This window comes from uncultured Campylobacter sp., from assembly GCF_938018145.1.
In the GTDB taxonomy this organism is placed as follows: Bacteria; Campylobacterota; Campylobacteria; order Campylobacterales; family Campylobacteraceae; genus Campylobacter_A.
Genome location: NZ_CALIII010000159.1, coordinates 1 through 1911 on the forward strand (window position 1 = coordinate 1; position 1911 = coordinate 1911).

Genomic DNA, 1911 nt, shown 5'->3' on the forward strand with positions numbered 1-1911 from the left:
CTAAATATCTCCACCTCGAAATACTTACTCAAATTTCCCAGCTTAAATTTGACGTATTCGCCGCCGCTAGCGACGATGCGCTCAAACTCCTCGTCCGGTATTTCGAGCGTTTTTTCGCTAAAGTCCACCGTCCCCACGCCGTGTCCGACGCAGACGGAAAATAGCTTGATATCTTTTAGCTCTTTTGGCATCTTTTCGTTTTCGTCCATGTGGCGGCGGGCGAGTTTATAGACTCTTATCATCTTTTATCCCAAATTTCTTTTTTGACGTCGATGGCGTTTTGCGTATCGCGTTTTGCTTTGGCGTATTTTAGATAGACGTCGTTGTAAAGCAGCCCCATACACTCGGCGTATCTAGGATCTTCTTCTTTATACATAGCTTCTAGTATCGCTTTTTTGGTCGCTGCTACATCATGGATATCTGGCGATGTTTTGGCTGCGTCCATATACTTAGTAAACAGCGTCCTGCCAAATATATAGCTCATCAGCCTCTTTGACTCGGCTTCCAAATCTCGCTCAAAAAGTATGTCGCCCATGATGGACTCTTTAACGGCCGGAACTTTACAGTCGTCCTGCTCAAAGCTTCTTTTTTGCAGCTTTTGATCTATGATGCCAAGAGCCATGCCAAGGCCATAGATGACGCTAGCCGGATGCGGAGGACAGCCCGGGATATAGACGTCTACGGGGATAATCTTATCTATACCGCCCCAAACGCTATAAGCGTCGTAAAAGATACCGCCCGTGCTTCCGCATGCGCCAAACGCAACCACGATCTTTGGATCAGGAGCGGCCTCGTAAGCGCGAAGCAGCGGATAATACATCTGGCGCGTAACCGGGCCGGTGCAGAGCAAAATGTCCGCATGGCGAGGGTTGGCTACTAGCTTAAATCCGAAGCGCTCCGGATCCCACATCGGCGTAATAGCGGCGAAAATTTCTATCTCGCAGCCGTTGCAGCTGCCGCAGTCGATGCGGTAGACGCTAAAGCTTCGTTTGATATTTTTTAGATGTTCTAACTTTGCGGTTAGGTCGTTTGCCGTTTTTATATTTTCGGGAACTTGATAAAGGCTCATTTTATCCCCTCCTCTACGTCTTTAGTTAAGCGCTCTACAGATTGCGCTTTTTTGCACTCTGGGCAAATATAGAGATAGTTTTTAGCTTCCTCTAGTCTGCCCGGGAGTAAATTTGCCGTACTAAGCTTTGAAAAAGTATAGTTGATGAGGCGAACCGGCGTATACGGTTTGCCGCAGCATTTGCACTTTTGCATCTCTAGCTCGCCGCGTTGGATTAGCGCGCTTTTGTCAAATTTAACCGCAAGCTCGAAACCCTGGCTTAGGCGCACGCCGCCGGTTGGACAAACCTCGTCGCAGCGTCCGCAAAATATGCAGCGTCCGCAATCAAACTGCCACACGAGCTTATCTTGCTTTTCGTTCATCTTTAGCTCTATGGCGTTGCTAGGGCACGCTACGCCGCACGCCGCGCAGCCTATGCAAAGCTCGTAGGTGTAAAACGGCTGCCCGCGGAAATTTTCGGGCACCTTATAAGGCTCAAACGGATAGGCGTAGGTCGCCTTTCCGTATTTTTCGGTTACGTCAAATAACTTCATCATCTTAAATCCTTTTTGCTAATCTTGCCTGTTTGGCAAAATCTCTTAAGGTCTTTTTCGGTTAAAATTTTACTCTTTTTAGTATTTACGTCCACGACCGTAACGCGCTCGGTGCACGAATAGCACGGGTCAAGCGAACAAACGATCAATGCGGCGTCAGAGATATTATTTCCGCGGAACTGATAGCGAAGGCTCGGCCAGTTGTTATACGTAGCCGCGCGGCATCTCCAGCGGAAAACCTTTTGCGCGCTGCCTTGCATGATCCAGTGGACGTTTTCTCCGCGAGGAGCTTCGTCGTATCCGAGCGCG

The 1911-nt window shown here is 48.8% G+C and carries 3 protein-coding genes and 1 pseudogene; all 4 read right to left on the bottom strand.

Annotated elements, in window-relative coordinates; all coding sequences use genetic code 11:
• On the bottom strand, positions 1-242 hold a 242-nt coding region (locus Q0338_RS03565; protein ID WP_298085561.1), incomplete at its 3' end, for a formate hydrogenlyase maturation HycH family protein.
• On the bottom strand, positions 239-1069 hold the full coding sequence (locus Q0338_RS03570) for an NADH-quinone oxidoreductase subunit B family protein (RefSeq protein WP_298085562.1): 831 nt from the start codon (positions 1067-1069) through the stop codon (positions 239-241). The genes Q0338_RS03570 and Q0338_RS03565, both read right to left, overlap by 4 nt.
• Entirely contained in the window at positions 1066-1605 is a 540-nt protein-coding gene (locus tag Q0338_RS03575) for a formate hydrogenlyase complex iron-sulfur subunit (RefSeq protein ID WP_298085563.1), read from the bottom strand. Before Q0338_RS03575 ends, Q0338_RS03570 begins: the two co-directional genes overlap by 4 nt.
• A pseudogene (locus tag Q0338_RS03580) lies at positions 1602-1911 on the bottom strand (hydrogenase large subunit); the annotation flags it as partial. The pseudogene Q0338_RS03580 and the gene Q0338_RS03575, both read right to left, overlap by 4 nt.

Bases quoted from the DNA above. Each gene is read 5' to 3' on its own strand.
- Q0338_RS03575 (WP_298085563.1), bottom strand. From the start codon at position 1,605: ATGATGAAGTTATTTGACGTAACCGAAAAATACGGAAAGGCGACCTAC.
- Q0338_RS03570 (WP_298085562.1), bottom strand. From the start codon at position 1,069: ATGAGCCTTTATCAAGTTCCCGAAAATATAAAAACGGCAAACGACCTA.